We start from the raw sequence: 19,059 nt of genomic DNA on the forward strand, positions 1-19,059 counted from the left end.
AATAGGTAATGGAAAATACTGGGCGCAGTATCTCCTTCCTATAGGGGAGTGAGATACTCTCAGATAACAAGACACACTAAATCTCAATTATCGCATTAACTCCAATACAAATTTTCGAGTGACACAATACGCAACGAAGTGAATCTGATATTTTTTAGTGTTCTAGGGGGTTTATTTTACATTCACTAGGTAGCTTTTCAATATTTTCATATACAATGCTGGCTGCTGTAAATAAATTAGTATCAATAAAGAAGTCATTACATCGTGGGATCATGCTCATTCTTCTCTCAAAACCTACAATTCCATCTCGTGTCGGCTTATGACTTACAGCAATAGAAACTCTTGTTTCATCGTCACAGGAAAAGGATTCATCTCCTAGATTTGGAGCAAGCTTCAGGTCTCTTATCGCTTTATTTAAACTATAAATTACCTTCACTTTTTCAATCTTCGGAAACTTAAATTGGCAAGGAAGTGTACCTGAATGGCCTAAATTGGCGTAACCAGCGCTCCCATCTGATGTTACCCAGATAACTTCATACTGTCCCCAACCGTTTGTAAAGCTAAACTGGGTAACCCAAGGTTCGATTGGGCTATCTGTGAGTGCTATACGGGGAATAATCAACAGTAAAAATAAGTATATGTACTGCACTTTAAAAGTGTTCTCTAAATTAGCTTGACATCTGTAGGCGCGTAGTCTGTCAGTGTTCAGGGGTTAGCAACCAGGCTATAAGCCGAGTATTTGAACCTGTTAAAGCCTTAGTGCTCCAAGGTGGCTTTATCTGCTTCCACAAAGTACTTCCCTTCAATTGCACCACTTGGCTCTTACCAGAATTTCTCCCAGCTAACAAAATACTACTTGGCCATATCTATACTGCCAGAGTTGTGAGTATACGTATAGTAGCCCTGGACATCCGTCAAATAGAGCGCTTGCTCAACAAGAACACCTGCTACACCTTTCCGCCAAGAATTACCCACTCGTGGTTTGAGTAGCGCTAGATAAAATCATATTGATCCTGTATATGCTATACCGACCAAAGCCTAAAAACTTGTACTACTGCTTCATTTGGCACGCTAAAAGTGAAGAACAGCTGCGTAACCAAAAGGCATTCACCTCCACCAAGCCCCTCTACCAAGCCCCTCTACCAACCTTGAAGAGATCTATTCGCGACTATAGTGAACAAAAAATAGGCTATGGGAGGCGTCACGGATAGATTCGCCTAGGCGGAAGGTTTGATAACAACTATGTGTTAATATTTACATGGACCAATAGCCAACAATATGATGCTTACCTTCTTGATCGGCTTTTAGGCGTACACCAAGATCCCTATAGCCTGGGCAAGATATGTAAGCATGATTTGTCGCAGTACCATCGCCAATAGGTGGCTGGGCATCACCAAGCACTACCCGAATTAGTACACAAAGAGAAAACTCTTCGCCGTGCAGAAAGTTTAGATCTTATATTGTTACCGACATGAACAAAACTACTCGTTTCACCAGTTTCTAGTAAGATACTCAATGCACCACTGATCGATTCATCCGCCAAACTGTCAAGTGAAGCTAATAGTAATAGTAATAGTATTGAAATACTCTTCATAATTTTTGACATCTTATATATACGGGTGAGCGAAGCATGGTGTAACCCGGCAGTTCACGTTTTTTGGATAATTTTCTATTGATTGTTATGAGTTTTTACCATTGGGGTTTGAAAGTGTTGTATACAGTCAGGTATATACTCTTGCCCTAGCAACATAAATTTTACGCTAGCTAAGCTACTCAATAGAAATTTTCATACTAAGGCAACCAACATCCATCTATTGACACGCATAGAAACTTAACTCTCTGCTCCGGCCAAGCTATGAGTGGCGTAAGTAGCGTAATTAGTATGAGTTTCTTCATTAGAGCTAACAACTTAAAGGACTGGAGAATTCTGTAGATCGCCTAATTGTGAAGACTCTGCTTCAGTACCATATTTGAGTTCAATGGTATAAACTCAATCCATACATCCCTCAGTGGCAGGGTATGAATCTTGACCAGGGGCTGCATCAGGTCTTCTATAATTTGAGCTTGTATCCATTGGCTCAACAAAGCATACAGTAATTAGGCCGCCAACTAATGGAAATAACCAAATTAAGATGCATTGGATTCCCTTTTGAACCCTATTAGAGTAGTCAGAACGTATACACCCTATGTTGCGTAAAGGTTGAAAGAAGCCAATACAGATAGTGAAAATACCAAAATATGTTCTTGCTTCATAAAAACTTGCACCTCATCCTAACAGCCTGATAAGAGCCGCTTCGAGAGCAATTTATTTGTCTAAAAGCTACCTTATACGGCCTTGCCATCTAATGGTTGATAGAAGTGCATGAAGGCTCCTGAAGGACATGCCGAAAATTTAATGAGTTTGTATTTTGATGAGATCTTGCCATTTTCAAACAAACGTTTTCCTTCTCCAACAACTACGGGAAACGTCCACAGTCTAAGCTCATCTACCAAACTATGCTTTAGAAGTGACTGTACCAATTGCCAACTTCCATGAAGCTGCAACAGCGGCCCTTCCATTTCTTTAACTTTGCCGACTTCTAAAGCCGCATTCGAGCTCCTGAGCTTGAATGAATTATTCCACATGAGATCATCAGTGCCTGATGTCACAACGTATTTTTTTGCCTGATTAAGTTTATCTGTGATTGGATTGCCAGGTTCCGCATTCGAGAAATTTGAGGCAAATAAGTTGTATGTATTGCGCCCTAATAGCAGATCATACGGTTCTGCCATTGCTTCCTTTCCCACTTGCTCCATGACTTCATCCCAACAATCTTTAGCCCAACCTCCATGACTAAAGCCACCTGAAAAATCTTCCTCAGGTACACTCGGAGCTTGCATTACACCGTCAAGCGTTTGAAATATCAATATGGCTAATTTTCTCATTGGTTGATTCTCGCGAAGAGCCGAATCCTTTGTGCGGTATAAGTCCAAATATACCCTTATGTCCCGAAATTGAATTCAGTACCGATTTATAAAGTCAGCGAACAAGTATAAGTGTGATAGACACTGACTACGCATAACTCGAGTAACTAATTGGGCCTATGCCTGAATAGCGAGGCAAATACAGCTTATCTTATGAAGCCTCAGGAGATCAATGTCGGCATCTATGCCAACCAGAAAGAATTCCATATCTATATGGAACTGCTAGACCACTCTTTTGTGTCACTAATAACCAAATCTTCTATTAGACAACTGCAACCCCTTAAACCCGAATGGGCGCTAATAGAAACTACGGAAATACTTGAATTAAACTCTATTTTCGTCGTGCCCTAAGCGTTCAGTCGACGCAGCCAAATCCAATAAATCATACTCACCCCATGATCTAGAAAGACGATCACACTCTGAACACAATGAAAAACAACCTATATCGGGTGTAAGTAATGTCCACCAGCTTTACAAACACCCATAAATACTTTTTAAGAAGCCCCATCAGATAAACGATTAATACCATAGATAACTGACGGAATACCTACTAAAGCACAAGCAAATGACATTCCTAAATAAGGCAGCATCTCCATTGTGTATTCCACATCCTCATAGTCAAATCCCCGGATGAACTCATGAAGTAAGAAGACAAATGCCACTGTGAAAAATATTCCTATCGTAAAAGGCAAGCTTTTAATGGTTAACTTTTTCATGATCAGGTATTTCCTCTACCAAAATGCCCAGACAGACCCCACTGGTCCTACTCAAAATTTCTACTATCACAGCAAAACAGAGAATTGAAGCAAATACGAGATATAAATTTCTTTTTTTCATACTACTCCTAATAGCTCATATACTGGGCTTATATACCCCGATTCCTATTAGAGGGCCACATCGAAATAAGCAGTCTCGTGTATAAATATAAGTAGCTTTAGGTACCGACTCGTACTCATTGCTATGTATTTACTCCATCAAGGTGACCTTACCCGCGTCTACGCTCCAAAGGCCAGCAGAAGTGCTTACATAAATTTTCTTCTCATGATACAGACTCAAAAATACATGAAATTCAGTTGGTACATTTGAGATCAAGTGAGTAGAGAACGGGATACCATCCCCCTCAGCCGGAACCAATAGACAGGTCTTTGTTGATGGAGATACATCCACAATATCATTACTACCTAACCTGAGTCTGAACTTCAGATGACGGCCAAATTGAATACTAGAATCATTCTCAGGGCTTAATAGGAGATATATATTTTCAGTTTCAAACTTTTCATCCACTACCGATACAGCTTTGTACCTCCCCTTACATACAAGGTCTTTAGACATTTCTAAGATATCCTGCTCTCTGCTTGTATAGGGTGAGCTTCCATCTTCTGAAAGCACTGCATCGTATAGCTTCTTCCCTAAGTATTCTGAGTGTGCCACCTGGAATCCTGTATCTGCATCATTTCTCACAGACGTAGTTTTACATCCAGAAATAGCCAAAAACGTTACAGCCATCAACACTATTTTTTTCATTATTGTATTCTCTAATTCAAGTATAACGGTTGATTCAAAGTTGGTACCTATATCACGTTTCTCAATGATTCGGAAGCTGGTTAACTCAACCATATACAAATATATAAAAGTTCACACTCCACCTTTAGATAGTACGAACGCTCAATATAAATAATACAGCAAAGTCTTTATAGCTCTCCCCCCATCCATACTCTACTTATTTCCAGAAAATTTCATAGAAAAACTGACTTAATTTATATCTCTTGGCAATTTATAGAAGGGTTTATTTCATATTTAATTCCCCCCCTACTCCATCCTAATTCGCAAGTTTCCCATAACCATAGCTTGAAGCACTATATCACCCTCCTTCCACCGCACAGAAATCTATGTATCCATTGAAAATGAACAAGGAGTAGGTCGTAGAGTGTGTTGCTAACAGGCTCTGTGAGAATGAAAGACCGTGCCAAACCTCTCCGTAGAAACCAGGCATTATTAAGCCGCAAGATACATAATAAAAAAGAGCCCAACGGGGTTGAGCTCTGTTGTTTCATATCTCATTCATGCCCTTACCACTTGCACATGTGCAGTGGGTGATTCAGTAACATAAGGGCTTTTACTATTCGCAACGCCGTGTTGACCAACCAATTTTTTGAAAACGGCATCCCCTGTACCACCACCAGAACCGGCATGCCCTGGATCTTGGGCAATGCCAAAGTCCTGTTTGCCCGGGTGCCAGTGTCCACCTGCGTGGTCCAATGTATTGTCATCATAGGTCTTTGATGCTACATAACCCAGATGATCTGAGAATCTTGCGAGAGTGTTGTACTGAGCTTTCATTTCTACTGAGTGTGTGTTGTATTGCCTGCGGACCTTTCCCAGGGCTTCTTGAGCAGACCTTGAAGAACCAGTAAATAACGACCAAGCCGCCAGAAAACATCCTGTACGCCCGGTCCCGCCCCAACAGTGGGTGGCAACAGATCCATAAGCGCTACGCTCATGGACAGCCTCGCAGTAACGTACCAACTGTTTAACAGAAGGGGCATGCCAATCCGCTAGAAAACAGCTAAACCATTTAAAATCTGGGAAGGTTCCAGAGGTTGCAGCTTTCGTGGCAGCTGCCCCATTACTTTCAATAGTTATGACTGTTCGAACATCATTTTTATAAAGCCAGAGGCCTGCCTTATCTAGATCTGGATTGCTGTTGAATTTCGACATACCTCCAATACCTGGGCTCATCCAGCTGAAATTTTGTGGTTGAATTTCACCACCAAGATGTGTAAGCAGATAGTTAAGTGCATTTCTATATTTTAACTTTTTCCTTGCCGACATTGGACGAATGGCACCTAAAATATCGGCTACAGAGGCTTGCCCGGGGTCTGCATTGCGTAGCACCGTGTACAAAGATCTCAAAGAAGAACGCGCCTCAGTAAATCTACTGTTCGCTACATTTACCCGCTGCTTAAATGTATTAAAAACGTACATTTTTATTCCTTTTAATCTAATCGTTTAATATAACAACCGACCACTATATGATTGTGCGCCATACCGGCACAAGAGAGCTTCATTTAAGTCTGCCATAATTTATTTTTAGATCTATGTGTTTTCACACAATTTTCTAAAAATGATCAATTACTGCAAATAAAAGCTTAAGCATCCTCCCAACAAGCATCATTTTTCAATTTTTGCCTCAAAGAATGCCGCTCTCAGTTTGAACATCAATAGGAAACAATCAGACAAGTGCAAAAGTTCAGATTTATGGAAGCCCAGCAAGTGGAACAAGTGTCCCACTATCACCACTAAAAACGGAAATAAATCTAGTAAGGTCTTATTTCCATGTCTTTAATCTACTTCCCCATACGATACGAAGAGATCTACTTACGCACTTAAAAGAAGAAAAATAAAAACTGGAAGACATTGAAGGCAGATTCTCCAATGAAAGAGAGACTAACAAATCCTTCCTTAAAGAAGTTAAACTCTATTTTTTGAAAAAATGCGGCAATTGCTTCATATCCCCCCTCAAAAACAAACACTCTAACTAAGCACACCTGTATTTATATCCTACAGGAAATACACCCAAGAAAGAGCGTTTGCTTTTCTGAGTAGGACCATCTTTTGTTGCCATCCTTCGCCTTGCTTGGTAGTTTGTCTAGCTTAGCGAAGTATCCAATGGAGTTAAAATTGCTACATACGTATGCATACAACCTTGCCGCTGCTTAAAGTGTATTATAGGCACCACCGGCTTAGTTAGATGGTTATTTTGATAATTTGGAACTTACGGTACTGAGAGCACGGTACAATTGCATAAATCATCACTTTCAAAAACTGTTTGATCACCTGCTGTAAGACCTGGAACTGGAAATAAGCGAACAGTTAATGGTTTATTTAGTCGATAGGCCATAGTTCCGGTATCTCTCATAAGTGCAGAGATCTTTTCTATGGGAGTATCGCCAGGAATGGGAACCGTATCCAAACCGATGCCACAAACAGCACTGAATGTTAGAAGGGATCGTATATCAAAATTGTCCTTTTTAGTCCCTTCAGCCAAGCCAGTATCTTCAGTTAATGCCAGCATAAGACCAGAGAACCCGACTAAATCTACCCCCTCTATAGACTTGAAGACTTTTGTCAATAATGACGAAGCTTCAACTGTTCCGGATGCACCAAAATATTCTACACCCATTTGTTTATAGACTTCAGCCATACTTGAACAATCTTTTGAAGGCGCTGCAGAACTATCAAAGCCAGAGAACCTAAAATTGTGTTTAGACTGTGAGTTCAATATGACTTCATTGATGCTTGAGATATGATATTGAAGCGCATTTCTCATAATTTGAAAGTAGTTTTTGTAACGCTCATTATGGCTCTTAGTAGATGCACTTAGACTGTAAAGTTTTAGCACATTCACAAGTAAATCAGGGGTCTCCAAACCAATAACAAAACAATTACCTAGTTCTTTTCGATGATAGCTAGCAGGAAAGTATGGGATAAGAGGTTCACAATTGAAGTTAACGGTGAAATTGAAATTCCCCTCTCCTCTTTCCGTGATTTGACTAATCTTTAACACAGTTTTAGCCGATTCTTCTATAAGATCATTGGTAAGAACCCCAAACTCATCAAGGCTCACATTCACGCAGACATTGCATAAATCACCGAAATCTTTAATCAACTCTGGGAGTAATTTTATCTCATTTTTGGTTTTTGCTTCACCAATAGCAAAGCGAATTCGGAGCCCAGACCTGTTTGCCCCTTCCAATAATTTACTTATATACTGCAGGTCAACTCTTGCTGTTTCATATGAATCAGTATTTAAATATTCGCCAAACGAATTAGTGACAACCCTCACCGACTGAACAATATACCCATTATTATGAAACTCCTTTGACAGGCTGGCACAAAAAAATGATGCCTTCTCAATTTCTTTTTTCCAACTATTTTTATCTCGCCCCAAACTAATAAAAGTTGTAACTGTTCTAATTCTGCATAACTCTTTGCTTTTATAGTTCACGTCTTCACTTCTTCCTTGGTGGTAAATTGCTCTTCCAAAGTCCATCTTTAGATTTTAATGTTAACTCATCCCCTAACGGTATCCTGCTAGCTGTTTTTTCCTGATATTTCATACAGAGCAGATAATGCAGCTTTAGCTTTCTCTGATTGAACAAAGATATGGTCATGAAAATAGGCAGCTACTACGTTTGCACTGATACCTTTTGACATAAGCTTATTTGATATTACAGCGGTCAAGCCAACAGCATTTAAACTTGAATGTACCGTTAACATTATCTGTTTGTAAGTACTTTCAAATCTGATATTTTCGTTCTCAGCAATGCTTTTTAATAAAATCAGGGTTAAGCCTTCTGGTTCAATAAAACTGGCACGTGGCTGCAAGTGAACATAATCAGATAGCTGACCTGAGACATGACAAAATACATACTCACTCTCAAACAATTGTGGATTCATATCATCTAATAGTTTCCCAAGATCTACTGTTCCTGACATTAATATCCTCCAGCATTCTAACAATGGTGAGTTTGGTGAGGCCGCTTTCTTTGTGGCCGAAACGAGATTATTGCCGCCACCAATCAACCTGGCAGCATGCGTATAGTATCTTTAGCTTTGATAAACATGGAGAATTTTTTAACAAACCAGGCTGGAGCCCTATAAATATAGATGTACATCTAGAAGCATGCTCTATAAGAAACGGAAAATAAATAGCACAACCCATTCCAATCCTCCAATACTGTTTCGTAAATCTTGCAATCAACTATACCTTCACTATCAGCCCCACTCTATCGACAGTAAAATACTGCTCACTCATTGTGCAAAGCGCGCATATCCAGCGCGCTCAACTTAGCCTAAATTCTACTACCCAGAAAGATTCTCCAAGCTTCGCTTTATCGCTAACAGCTAAATCAGGTACATCACTATTGACACCTTAATATTCTTGATATATTTCAGCTATCAGCAGCAGTCCCAGTTATACCAGACTTTAGAAAAGTCTTTTTTCTTTAGCGCTTCTCTTTCGATAAAGAAGTTACCTACACCCATATCACCCCACATTATTTGATTGTCACCCACCAGTTCAGAGTCCATCTGAAATAACAAAAGCCAATTATCTTTTTTCTCAGAAATACGTGGATCTTCTTGTGCAAAACTAGCATAACCCCCTATTTTACTGCCTTCAGCAGAAAAATTCTCGTACACATATTCAGCAAGGTCGTCCTCATACTCCAAAGGATCAGACGCATACATCTCATATCTATAGTCAGTAGGTGATGGTATTTCTTTATCGAGGATACATTCAATTCGATACTCCCTAGAAGCGGGAAGGAAATGTTCATCATTCGCTCCTGGAAGATCTTGCTCTAAATACAATTCATTTTTTTCAATTTCAGGATGGTATATGATCCGATAGCCGCTAGGCGATGAAATTACTTCTTCTGTAGGTCTGTCAAAATCCATCCCGTAAACGTCATCATCCTCGATAAAAAATTGAAGTATTCCACTTTCAGGATATTGACTCAATTTGGGTAGCTCATCGAAGTTCAGCTGAGCCAAAAGGATTAACTTGGCACCATCATCTGACACAGGATATGCCTTACCCTTTGGCCAATATGGTTTCCCGCCAAACTTTGTACTCCAAATATGTTCAGCTTTCTCCGCTTTTGGGAACAACTTAATTGCCGGAAGGCTAAATTTCTCTAGCTCGGAACGAATTTTCTTTGCTTCTAATTCAATATCCAATTTCTACTCCATTTTCAAGACTGACGCTCAAGCATTACCTTGTAAGCTAACAGTTAATTCAAAATCAGCATCTATATATCACGCTTCTCTTTAATTCCAAAGCCCATTGGCTTAGCCAGCTGCCCCACCCCCAAGGGCCACTTACCGAACTCCTCAACCTGGAACGCTACCCACAACTAGACTAATAGTAGAAACTAGGTTTAGTGCCAAACCGCCGAGCCATGAGAACCCTAAAATTGGGACATGTGTATTGATTCCAGTGCAAGAAGTGAAAGGTAAACAAGAAAATATAGGAATCTTCCCCTGAAATTCTACCTACCCTCCGAAAAGGGCTATATACGCATCAGCTACTCACAATAGCCAAATAATAAACATAATTGAAGTGCGTTTTTTTCAAATATACGGCTAAAACCCATACTTGCAACCGATATAGTTAAGATCAAATTGGCAGCATTTTATTTACAGGGTAACGAAATCAATCCCGCAACACATAAGGTAATAATTCAGTATTACCAAATTAATTTTGCGATTAAATAATATTCGCCCTAACATACGGAGGCCACCATGATTTTTCCAGAAAACTTTAAAGCAATAGTAATCAATCCAGCCAACCTGCATGCCAAGCCACCCGGAATAAAGTATAAAATTAGGGATTCAATCGGTCAAAATTTTTTAGTTAAAAATTATGACCTCCTAATCGGTGAGTGTGTAACTGTACATAATGAAGAAGACGGCTATTTCTATGTCACAAGAGATTTAACTGAAAACTATCAAAAGGGATATATAAAAAAGAAGGCTCTTATCGGTCGTGACAGTATTGAAAAAAAGAACATTACTCAAAGTCTAGCCCCAAATCAACATATAAAAAGATACTACCTTGATGTTATTGATATCTTTGGGAATAGAATACAGCAAGTAAAGAGAGTTATTGACATTCCCCTGAATAAGCGGGTAGCTGAAGAGTTGCTAAGGGAGATTGTATTGCAGGGTATTTCTGAAGCCGGTAACGCCATTACCTTTGGATTAGGAACTGGTGTTTCAAAAGCTGCTGACAACTGGTTAATTCCCAAAACACAAGGAAAAATTAAACTGGAAATATCAAACGATATAAAAGGCAAAAAAGCGCCTGGGTATATCAGTATTTACCGTAAACTAAATCACCTTTACAAAGGTGATCGTGAAGGCGAAGGTACTTTATTAGCATTTGAAGAGAGATGTAACCAAACTTACTACTCCTTGGTACACTGCCTGTTAAATAGAGAAGAAATGGATATAGAAACCAAACAGGAGGTAATTGACCACTACTTCCTCAAGCTGAACAGTTCATTCCCCTTAGTTGATCAGTAAAATAATAATATTGCCTTGGCTGAATGCCAAGGCAATATTTTCCAGAGACACTCTAAACACCTAATCTATATGGCCCGTCATCTCAATAGGCAAAAGTAAAACCACACAGAACACTAGGTATCTAGCTACTAAAGTAGACATGGAACGCATAACAATATCGCGATGTACCCAAATACCCCTTGTGCAATAGCCGACTATGATGACACTCCTCACTGTGTGGTAGGCGCATTTCTGATTGATAGGGATATCAAGTGCGGAAAGGATTGTGGGCAGGTATTGTTTCGTGGAGAACACGACCTGGCCAGGGCTTCGAAGGTCCATAGAGAATTTTATTTACCAGACAGACGTCAAAACTAACAAGTTAAAAGCGGCTTTGAAGTCGATGGCTGCTGAAAGCTAGTACAACCCCCAAGCACCTGCATTACTGTTTCTCCACCTCAACCTGTGCCACTACCGCAGGCCAGACCATTCCCGCCCTCGTTCCTACTAGTAGCATTACGAAAGACATCTCCAATGCTAGGAAAGTGCCAATAGGATGATTGGGAACGCCTCGTATCATCAGGTAGAGCAAGTAGCTCATAGTAAGCAGATTACCCGCGAGCGTAACGTTTAGCGCATAGCGACGCTCTTGCCAGAGTGGCTTACAGAGGAGGAGGTTCAACACCGCCGTGCCGGCGAGCATCACACCGGGCAACATCAACAACAAACGACGGGATAAACCAATTCCATCGCTGGTTATAAAAGGCCAGGTGGCAACAAAGTGGCCCTGGGCTCCAAGGAGGAAAAACAATCCCAGAACTACAGCGCCACAGGCGGCAAGGCGATTCAGTGCATTGCGTTGCAAAGCGGGTTTTGATCTAGAAGCCGACATCGTACTCCCCCACAGTGGCCAGGCCACATTCGTAAGCGAATACGACTGCCTGCGCACGATCGCGCAGCTCCAATTTTGACAGCAAACTGGAAACGTGGGTTTTCACGGTAGCTGGGCCAATAAACAGGGTTTCGGCAATCTCTGCATTACTCTTGCCTGCGGCGATGGCTTCCAGCACTTCACGCTCCCGAGTGGTCAGACGCTCCAGGCGTTTTGCCAGGTTGCGCCCGGCACCCAATTTCTGTGCGAACTGGCTAATCAGGCGTTGGGTGATGCCCGGTGCAAGCATGGCACCGCCCTCTGCTACGGTGCGCACTGCCTGTACCAGCGCCTCTGGGGGAATATCCTTGAGCACAAAACCACTGGCGCCAGCCCGCAGCGCACGAAACACATATTCATCAGGATCGAACGTGGTCAAAATAATGACACGGCAAGTTGCATCACTAGCTTCCAGTATGTGCGCTGTGGATTCCAGCCCGTCCATCTCCGGCATACGGATATCCATTAGGATGATATCTGGCTGGTACACTCGCGCGGCTTCAATTGCCTCGACACCCGTACCGGCCTCGGCGACCACCTCGATATCGGGCTCGTTATCCAAAATCAGGGCAAAACCGCGCCGCACCAAAGCCTGGTCGTCCACCACCATCACTCGCAACATTATGTTTTCACCATTCCTGTAGGTATTTGTGCATATACCTCAAAACCACCACCATCGACTACACCCGCATACAAATGGCCACCGAGCAGTTCCGTGCGCTCGCGCATGCCTGCGATGCCGTGCCCTCCGCCGGGTTGCTTGTCAATAGCTGTTTCTTCCATGGGCCGCTCGCCGACAGTATTTCCATCATCGCACACTCGAATCGTGAGAGTGCCGTGGTCTGCGCGTACACTCACTTGGACTCGCGCTGCGGCACCGACGTGCTTGATGACATTGGTGAGAGATTCCTGAACGATGCGATAGGCGGCGAGCGCGACGCTAGTTGGCACTTTTCCCAGTGCGCCGTGGGTCTCGTAGTCAACCAGGGTTAACACCCGTCGGACCTTTTCAATCAGAGCTGGCAAATCGTTGAGATCTGGTTGCGGAGTGAGTGCAGTGTCGTTATTAGTCGGTCGCAGTACACCGAGTAAATGACGCATTTCCGTCATGGCCTGACGGCCAGCCTCCTCTACAGAAGCCATAGCCTCACTGGCAGCTTGCGGGTTATTGCGACTGATAGCCCTGGCGGCACCGGCCTGCACAGTCATAAGACTCACTTGGTGCGCTACCACATCATGCATTTCACGGGCGATTCGAGTGCGCTCAGCCGCGACTGCACGCTCGGATTCGGCATTGCGTTCGCGCTCTAAATACTTGGCTCTCTCTTCCAACAATCGCAGATATTCGCCGCGAAAGCGCAGCCGGCGGCCGATATACCACAGCGCCCATACCAGCATCACCGTTACTGTGCCTGCTGCAGTTGGCTGAACCGGAATACCCTGGTCAAGCGCCACAAAAACCAGCGTCGCGATAACGCCAAAAAAGCTGGCCCGGGTATTGGCCTCGTAACGACCGAGGCTATACAGCGAAATCGCCATAGCCACGATGCCATCTGCCGGCAAACCCAGCTCCAGCAATATTGTTGCGCCGAGAATAACGGCCTGTACCTGCCAAGGGTGGGTGCGACGCCACAACAGAGCGAAGGAGCCAACGAATGCACACTGGAAAGTAATAACATCCGACAGGCTCTGCATGGATAGCACTCCGGGCGAGCCGTTGCGCGACCACATCAGTAGCGTTAGCAAGAACATAAGCAACGCAATAAGCAGGTCGGTCAGGTGCGGCCATCGCTCAAACGGCCCACGTAAGGGCTGCCACATAGGGAGCTTGGGCAGTTCCGTGCTGGCATTGGGCGGATTCGGCGCAGGCGTACTTAGGGACGAAGATTTCATTTCCGCATGCTAAACCAGGGGCAACCAGCTGTCATGGGACTTTCGGGGGAGATGGATACGGCAAACTCTCCACCTTTTGGGGGAGTTCGATTCCTGCCTGCGGCCGATGTGCGTAGGTCTGAAAAAGCAGAACATGTCCGGCAAGCACATTCAGACCCAATACGGACCATAATCGCCTGGAGAACCCCATGAACGACGCTGTACTCAGCCAAACACTACCGCGACCATTCGATACCCGGCGGGCAGTTAACCTGTCGGTAAAAACCTGGTTCTGCATCGCGGCTATCGGCCATGCGATCTTCTTTGCCTATATCCTGGCCGTCTTCTACCCTCCCATTGCCGAATCAGGAGTGCACGGCTTGAAAGGGCTACACCTGCCGGCAGGCTTCCGCGAGGGAGATATATTAGGCAACCTGGCTTCGGTGAGCCACGTGCTATTGGCCGCGATTGTCATCGGGGGTGGTCCACTTCAGCTAATCCCTTCGGTGCGGCGCCATGCCCCTAACTTCCACCGCTGGCTGGGACGCAGCTATCTGCTGACCGCTGTCATAGCCAGTATTGCGGGGCTCTACATGACCTGGACGCGGCACACTTTTGGCAACCTGGTGTCGCAGATCAGCATTACAATGGACGGCATACTGATTCTGTTATTTGCCTTTCTGGCATTGCAGACTGCGATGGCCAGACGCATTGCTGAGCACCGCCGCTGGGCCTTGCGTCTTTTTATGGCAGCAAGTGCAGTGTGGTTTTTTCGTGTAGCCTTGATGGGCTGGGCAATGCTAACCGGCGGCTGGGGGATTGACTGGAAATCCTTTACCGGGCCTTTCCTATATGCACTGGGCTTCGGCCAATACCTGCTCCCACTGGCCATGCTGGAATGGTATTTTCACTGTCAAAAGCGTGGAGCCGCACAGGGTATCCAGGTTGCGTTTGTCAGTACATTAGTGCCGCTGACCGTGTTTATGGCCATTGGTATTTTTGCTGCTACGATGGGAATGTGGCTGCCACGGATCTAAGGCTACCTAGGCTGGTTATCGTGAACTTCTTATGCTGATTTGGCTTTAGAGGTTCACGACTTGGAAATCCCGCTACTGGCTACTGAAGTAAGACACAAATTGCAATCCTGGGCACCCACTGAATAAAAGTACGATGAGCATCCGTACCCCCTCGCCGAATGGGAACCATCTATATACACAAAGAAAAATACGAAAAGCCTACAGAGAAGCAGCCCGGGATGGATTCTCCAATACGGAAGGTAATACAGAACCGTTAGCCAAATAGAGTCCCGCCCAGATTAAATAGGCCGTGATTACCGTATTAACCCCCGACAATTCAAATCTAGTGAAAAACAACTGAAGATCCTAATTGACGCATTCATTTAATACTCAGTTGGATACATCACCTAACACCCAGAGTTCAATGGACCAAGCCGTTAATCAGTAGTAAGTGATCAGGTTTGCATTACACACCTTACCCTCAATACTTACTAAAGGTCGTGTTTTGATTAGCTTGTTCGAAATGAAATACTTCGATCACCAAGGTATAAAGAAGAGCGTGATCAACAGTATTAGTAAAGCTACCGCCCCCTAAACCTGTTAAGGAACCTCTGATCAATGAAGCATTTTTCTAGAATTAAGCTGAATTGTTTGAAAAATTCACTTTTCTACGCAAAACGCTTAATTTTCGCGTAATAGCCCCCTAATTTTTCACCTGAAATCCCCAGTTGGCGGATTTCAGGCACACCACCCCTAGGTGGCCAAGTATTTTCTCCCTATTAGTAAGTTAGTAAAGCCTGCTAGCAAGCACAGCCGCTCAGTATTCTTTAACAGTCCCCGATAGCGGACCTTGTTATAACCAAATACCCGTTTAATGTAGCGAAAGGGGTGCTCAACCTTCGCTCTTATCTGCGCCTTGATCTTTTCCGCCTTACAGAGTGCATCACGCCCAGGAAGAGTTTTCAGCTTGCTCGGCTTCATTGCTATGTACCAATCCACCTCTCGTTCTTTCAACTCTTCACGCTTCTCCGCACCAATGTATCCGGAGTCACCCCAGACTCTTCCTTCCTCCCCGTGGAGGACTCGCTCTGTGGCTGTAACATCATGCGAATTCGCTGCTGTTGTATCTACGCTATGTATTACTCCGAGCACATCATCAACCCCGATATGCATCTTCATTCCAAAGTGCCACTGATTGCCTTTCTTTGTTTGATGCATTTCTGGATCACGCTCTTTCTTTTTATTCTTAGTTGAAGTTGGTGCAGAGATAATAGTGGCATCTACAATGGTGCCTTCACGCAGTGCCATGCCATTCTCAGCAAGATGTTTATTGATTTCTTCAAAAAGGGCTGTACCTAGCTGATTCAGCTCCAGTAAGTGGCGAAAGTTAAGAATCGTTGTTTCATCGGGAATTGGGCCGCTCAAAGTCAATCCAGCAAAACTACGCATGGATTCAATTTCATACAGTGCATCCTCCATAGCGGGATCACTGAGATTATAAAATAGCTGCATGCAATGAATACGGAGCATGACACTTAATGGATATGGCTGTCGGCCACGTTTGCCTTGTGGATAGCAAGGAGTGATCCTACCCATCAACAACGGACACACCACTAAGCGACTAGTTGTTCCTCAAACGCCTCAGGGCTGAGATAGCCATTGGCGCTGTGTAAGCGATTTCGATTGTAGTCTATCTCTATATACTCAAATACGGTCTCTCGCATGAGGCACCTTGTGGGAAAGCGGTTACCATGGATTGCTTCTACCTTAAGTGAGTGAAAGAATGTTTCTGCACAAGCGTTATCATAGCAATTACCTTTGGCGCTCATGCTGCACCGCAGACCATAAGCTGTAATCAAAGATTGATAATCTTTAGAGCAATACTGGCTTCCCCTGTCAGTATGCACGATAACATTCGTAGGTTTCTTACGTCGCCATAAAGCCATTTGAAGAGCGTCACAGACCAATGTAGCTGTCATCGTTTCTGACATCGCCCAACCAATAACTAGCCGACTATATAGGTCTATCACTACAGCCAGATATAACCAACCTTCTTCCGTTCTCAGGTAGGTTATATCCCCAGCCCATTTCTGATTCGGCCCTTCAGCATTGAAGTTCTGCTCGAGCAGATTTGGAGCTACTGGCAGACCATGTTTTGAATAGGTTGTGGCTTTATATCTCTTGGCGGCTTTAGCCCGTAGGCCCTGTCGACGCATGCTGGCAGCAATTGTTTTTTGATTATATTTACTCCCCTCACTGGCCAACTCCTTCGTCAGGCGAGGAGAGCCACTACGTTCTTTACTGGCTATAAAGCGCTGCTGTACCAAGCTATCGAGCTGCATTCGGTACTGCTGGTACCTGGATTGGCCGGCCGATCTTGACACCCAGTCGTAAAACCCACTGCGAGATACGTTCAATACCTTGGCCATCGCTTTTATGCTGAATTCATGCCTGTGCATTTGCATGAAGGCGTACCTCATTTCAGGCTCTTTGCAAAGTACGCTGCGGCCTTTTTTAAGATCGCCAGCTCCTCTGCCTGCTCAGCCAGCTGCCGCTTAAGGCGAGCATTCTCTGTGGCCAGCTCTCTCTCGGCATCCCCTCGGCTCTGATGTAACTTAGCCTTGCTTCGCCATCCGTAAATCTGAGAAGGATGTAACCCAAGCTGTTTAGCGGCAACGCTTACCCCAACTTTGAGCGCAAGTGCTAGGGCATCCTTTCTATACTCCTCTGAGTACTGTTTACGAGTGGTTTTGGTTGGTTTATTTGATCTTGTCATAGAGCACCTCTGCTGCGTAGTTTATCGCTTAAGAGAGTGTCCGTCGTTGGTGGGTAGGATCAGAGTGATCTGAGCCTCTAGTCGCTGCCATGGGATGAGGGCTTCCATTTGAGAAAGAAACTTCTCTCGGCGAGTTATACGGCGCTTTAGCTTATATTCTGCTTCGGCAAAGGTGACTTGGTGCATAATCTATCGTAGTCTTGACGGATTACTGAATACTACCAAATTGGCTCGGAATTATTCAGAGGTTCCTTAAGTGATTACTTGACTCTATGAAAATATTCACGGCCAATTTCACTCTCTAGCTTTACCCAATACAGGTTCTCATTAACCACTGTAAGTTGGTAAGTATCTATTTTGCCAAATTTCTCGTATTCAACTTCGATTAAGTTACTTGTACACGTTTTGTAATTTATGCCTGATACATCCCCTGAAAAAGCAAAAGGGTAGCTTTTCCCTTCTATTACCACTTCTATATTTTCAGTTTCATGCACCTCTAGAAAGTCTTCCGAATATGTAATTATCATATGGCCAAAAGCGTATTTGACAAAGTCTAATTGCTTGCGCTCGACTTTTGGATTTTGGGATGCGTAATCATAGCTTTCTTTCATCGAGGACTTCCAAGTCCCAAAGAGAAACTCGCAAGAGTGCGCCACTTGAGAGCATAACATCAATAGGATTATAAAGACTGACTTCATTGCTTATTCACTTAACCAATTTGGAACTGCAAAGAGTTGGAAAATCAACGCCAATTAAGCGATCGCTATCCTTGGGTCGAGAATGCCTCATGGTACGCAACCTCTCCTTGCGGAAAATTACGGTTAAACGACAGCGCCTGGAAGTACTCTGCAGGAACCCCTGGCAAAACCAACCCCTCGACAACCTTAAAGCCAAACCGCCCATAGTAATTGGGGTCCCCTAGTACGACACAACCCGCAGCCCCCTGCTCTTTGAGGTCCGCAAGGGCTTTTTCCACTAGTTTTGAACCAACCCCCTCACCTTGATGCGCAGGCAATACCGAGATCGGCCCAAGCCCATACCAGCTAGTTGAATCATCAGAAATATTGACTGGAGAAATAGCAAGATGACCCAAAATTTCTCCATCTAATTCAGCCACTTGAGACAAAAATAGCGCACCAGCCCGGCGAAGAGCCCTCACAATAAATTGCTCAGTGTGATCAGTATACGGAGCTTCCCGAAAAGCTAATTCTATAACTCGGTGGATTAGCTCAATATCTCGGCTACTCTCATTGCGAATCTTGACGTCCAACTTTTTATCCCTTGAGGAAGTTAATTGTTAGTTCAAAAACGATGTCTATATATCCCATTTTTCTATAATTACAAAATTCATCATCCCTCCATAGTAGCAATATAATTCTAGCTCTATCGCGGTTACACCCAGCAAGATTGAATGTTATATCAATTTTTGA

At 43.7% G+C, this 19,059-nt stretch carries 17 protein-coding genes; 2 read left to right on the forward strand and 15 right to left on the reverse strand.

The window, feature by feature from the left end:
• Nucleotides 1-154: 154 nt before the first annotated feature.
• The 8 genes from ACJJIW_RS18740 to ACJJIW_RS18775 form a co-directional block, all read right to left on the reverse strand.
• The gene (locus ACJJIW_RS18740) at nt 155-649 is read right to left on the reverse strand and encodes a hypothetical protein (RefSeq protein ID WP_282932570.1); all 495 of its coding nucleotides are present in this window, start codon (nt 647-649) and stop codon (nt 155-157) included.
• 1,676 nt (nt 650-2,325) lie between these two features.
• Nucleotides 2,326-2,925 carry a dihydrofolate reductase family protein gene (locus ACJJIW_RS18745; RefSeq protein ID WP_444893696.1) on the reverse strand — a complete coding sequence of 200 codons (600 nt, stop codon included), beginning with the start codon at nt 2,923-2,925 and terminating at the stop codon, nt 2,326-2,328.
• Nucleotides 2,926-3,458: 533 nt separating this feature from the next.
• Complete coding sequence (locus ACJJIW_RS18750) at nt 3,459-3,680, reverse strand: hypothetical protein (RefSeq protein ID WP_282932567.1); 222 nt, start codon at nt 3,678-3,680, stop codon at nt 3,459-3,461.
• Nucleotides 3,681-3,930: 250 nt separating this feature from the next.
• Nucleotides 3,931-4,488, reverse strand: coding sequence for a hypothetical protein (locus ACJJIW_RS18755; protein WP_444893694.1), 558 nt, complete (start codon nt 4,486-4,488; stop codon nt 3,931-3,933).
• Nucleotides 4,489-5,025: 537 nt separating this feature from the next.
• Nucleotides 5,026-5,949, reverse strand: coding sequence for a phosphatase domain-containing putative toxin (locus ACJJIW_RS18760; RefSeq protein WP_282932565.1), 924 nt, complete (start codon nt 5,947-5,949; stop codon nt 5,026-5,028).
• A 790-nt stretch (nt 5,950-6,739) separates the two neighbouring features.
• Entirely contained in the window at nt 6,740-7,972 is a 1,233-nt protein-coding gene (locus tag ACJJIW_RS18765) for a DUF711 family protein (RefSeq protein ID WP_444936048.1), read from the reverse strand.
• An 86-nt stretch (nt 7,973-8,058) separates the two neighbouring features.
• Entirely contained in the window at nt 8,059-8,463 is a 405-nt protein-coding gene (locus tag ACJJIW_RS18770; protein ID WP_444893693.1) for an ACT domain-containing protein, read from the reverse strand.
• A gap of 462 nt (nt 8,464-8,925) precedes the next feature.
• Nucleotides 8,926-9,708 carry a YwqG family protein gene (locus ACJJIW_RS18775; RefSeq protein ID WP_444936049.1) on the reverse strand — a complete coding sequence of 261 codons (783 nt, stop codon included), beginning with the start codon at nt 9,706-9,708 and terminating at the stop codon, nt 8,926-8,928.
• 564 nt (nt 9,709-10,272) lie between these two features.
• Here ACJJIW_RS18775 and ACJJIW_RS18780 point away from each other — a divergent pair.
• Nucleotides 10,273-11,055 (forward strand): hypothetical protein, encoded by a 783-nt coding sequence (locus tag ACJJIW_RS18780; protein ID WP_444893692.1) that lies wholly within the window; start codon nt 10,273-10,275, stop codon nt 11,053-11,055.
• A 421-nt stretch (nt 11,056-11,476) separates the two neighbouring features.
• On the opposite strand, the gene ACJJIW_RS18785 is transcribed toward ACJJIW_RS18780, so the two are convergent.
• The 3 genes from ACJJIW_RS18785 to ACJJIW_RS18795 are packed head-to-tail and all read right to left on the reverse strand — an operon-like array spanning nt 11,477 to nt 13,858.
• Nucleotides 11,477-11,926 carry a hypothetical protein gene (locus ACJJIW_RS18785; protein WP_444936050.1) on the reverse strand — a complete coding sequence of 150 codons (450 nt, stop codon included), beginning with the start codon at nt 11,924-11,926 and terminating at the stop codon, nt 11,477-11,479.
• Nucleotides 11,913-12,587, reverse strand: coding sequence for a response regulator (locus ACJJIW_RS18790; protein WP_282932558.1), 675 nt, complete (start codon nt 12,585-12,587; stop codon nt 11,913-11,915). The genes ACJJIW_RS18785 and ACJJIW_RS18790 overlap by 14 nt, the downstream gene beginning before the upstream one ends.
• Nucleotides 12,587-13,858, reverse strand: coding sequence for a sensor histidine kinase (locus ACJJIW_RS18795; protein WP_444936051.1), 1,272 nt, complete (start codon nt 13,856-13,858; stop codon nt 12,587-12,589). Before ACJJIW_RS18795 ends, ACJJIW_RS18790 begins: the two co-directional genes overlap by 1 nt.
• Before the next feature lie 188 nt (nt 13,859-14,046).
• Here ACJJIW_RS18795 and ACJJIW_RS18800 point away from each other — a divergent pair, with 188 nt between their 5' ends.
• Nucleotides 14,047-14,874, forward strand: coding sequence for a DUF2306 domain-containing protein (locus tag ACJJIW_RS18800; protein ID WP_444936052.1), 828 nt, complete (start codon nt 14,047-14,049; stop codon nt 14,872-14,874).
• Nucleotides 14,875-15,606: 732 nt separating this feature from the next.
• Here the strand turns inward: ACJJIW_RS18800 and ACJJIW_RS18805 are convergent.
• From ACJJIW_RS18805 to ACJJIW_RS18820, 4 genes are all read right to left on the reverse strand, one after another.
• Nucleotides 15,607-16,467: an IS5 family transposase gene (locus ACJJIW_RS18805; protein WP_444936053.1), complete on the reverse strand. Its 861-nt coding sequence runs from the start codon at nt 16,465-16,467 to the stop codon at nt 15,607-15,609.
• Nucleotides 16,467-17,629 (reverse strand): IS3 family transposase gene (locus ACJJIW_RS18810; protein WP_282932943.1). Its coding sequence is split into 2 segments (ribosomal slippage): nt 16,467-17,371 and nt 17,371-17,629, totalling 1,164 coding nucleotides; the frame shifts between segments, so codons are not numbered across the junction. Before ACJJIW_RS18810 ends, ACJJIW_RS18805 begins: the two co-directional genes overlap by 1 nt.
• 260 nt (nt 17,630-17,889) lie before the next feature.
• Nucleotides 17,890-18,240: a hypothetical protein gene (locus ACJJIW_RS18815; RefSeq protein ID WP_282932555.1), complete on the reverse strand. Its 351-nt coding sequence runs from the start codon at nt 18,238-18,240 to the stop codon at nt 17,890-17,892.
• A 152-nt stretch (nt 18,241-18,392) separates the two neighbouring features.
• On the reverse strand, nt 18,393-18,899 hold the full coding sequence (locus ACJJIW_RS18820; protein ID WP_282932554.1) for a GNAT family N-acetyltransferase: 507 nt from the start codon (nt 18,897-18,899) through the stop codon (nt 18,393-18,395).
• Between the last annotated feature and the right edge of the window lie 160 nt (nt 18,900-19,059).

This window comes from Microbulbifer maximicatervae (SeqCode) (assembly GCF_052467815.1).

Bases quoted from the DNA above. Each gene is read 5' to 3' on its own strand.
- ACJJIW_RS18770 (WP_444893693.1), bottom strand. From the start codon at position 8,463: ATGTCAGGAACAGTAGATCTTGGGAAACTATTAGATGATATGAATCCA.
- ACJJIW_RS18745 (WP_444893696.1), bottom strand. From the start codon at position 2,925: ATGAGAAAATTAGCCATATTGATATTTCAAACGCTTGACGGTGTAATG.
- ACJJIW_RS18780 (WP_444893692.1), top strand. From the start codon at position 10,273: ATGATTTTTCCAGAAAACTTTAAAGCAATAGTAATCAATCCAGCCAAC.
- ACJJIW_RS18800 (WP_444936052.1), top strand. From the start codon at position 14,047: ATGAACGACGCTGTACTCAGCCAAACACTACCGCGACCATTCGATACC.
- ACJJIW_RS18755 (WP_444893694.1), bottom strand. From the start codon at position 4,488: ATGAAAAAAATAGTGTTGATGGCTGTAACGTTTTTGGCTATTTCTGGA.
- ACJJIW_RS18760 (WP_282932565.1), bottom strand. From the start codon at position 5,949: ATGTACGTTTTTAATACATTTAAGCAGCGGGTAAATGTAGCGAACAGT.
- ACJJIW_RS18815 (WP_282932555.1), bottom strand. From the start codon at position 18,240: ATGAAAGAAAGCTATGATTACGCATCCCAAAATCCAAAAGTCGAGCGC.
- ACJJIW_RS18795 (WP_444936051.1), bottom strand. From the start codon at position 13,858: ATGAAATCTTCGTCCCTAAGTACGCCTGCGCCGAATCCGCCCAATGCC.
- ACJJIW_RS18790 (WP_282932558.1), bottom strand. From the start codon at position 12,587: ATGTTGCGAGTGATGGTGGTGGACGACCAGGCTTTGGTGCGGCGCGGT.
- ACJJIW_RS18750 (WP_282932567.1), bottom strand. From the start codon at position 3,680: ATGAAAAAGTTAACCATTAAAAGCTTGCCTTTTACGATAGGAATATTT.
- ACJJIW_RS18785 (WP_444936050.1), bottom strand. From the start codon at position 11,926: ATGTCGGCTTCTAGATCAAAACCCGCTTTGCAACGCAATGCACTGAAT.